The sequence below is a fragment of the Acinetobacter sp. AB03 genome, assembly GCF_058107045.1.
On record NZ_JBUEBA010000002.1, the window covers coordinates 2,772,582 to 2,773,212 of the forward strand.

The 631-nt window shown below is 41.2% G+C and carries 1 protein-coding gene; it reads left to right on the forward strand.

What is annotated here, in order from left to right; genetic code table 11:
* Positions 1–133: 133 nt before the first annotated feature.
* Positions 134–508, forward strand: a complete 375-nt coding sequence (locus tag ACY3FQ_RS13980) for a hypothetical protein (protein ID WP_287167500.1) — start codon at positions 134–136, stop codon at positions 506–508.
* Positions 509–631: the final 123 nt, after the last annotated feature.

Genomic DNA, 631 nt, shown 5'->3' on the forward strand with positions numbered 1-631 from the left:
GGAATTTAAGAAAGTGCTCGAAATTTTAAGAAAGAAAAAGCCTGATAGGACAAGGGCTATATGAAATTTGTCGTGTACAGAGTTAAATGAGATAACAACCTAATACCCCAAAACAATAATGAAAATGACTGCAATGAAGCGAGCAGTTTTACTGTTCCCAATGCTCTGTGTTAGTTGTGCCACAACAAGCCAAACGCAGCTCAAGCAAACCTTACAACACTATATCGGACAATCGTCAAATCAAGTTCAAAATCAACTCAACCTCAATAGCATGGGCTATAAAGTGCTCGGTGCTCCTGTACATACCCCAGAGAAACTGACCTACACTCTGTTACGTAATATGCCTATTCCGATGGGAACCCCCAACCTTGGAACCAGTGTCACTATGGGTGCGCCCATTCCAACACCTTCCAGCGGTAGCCTGAATATTGAAATGAAATGTAAAATTGAGTTCAGACTGCATGATGATCTTGTGGAATCTATTCACTACATCGGCAAAGCGTGTTAACGGCTGCGTTATGTTGAGTCGCCTACATACCGTTTATCTCAAATTACTCGAAACATACTCAAACGAACGTTCAGATATACAATACTAAAAGGGTCTTTCTCTGCTTAGGGGATGATCATGAAG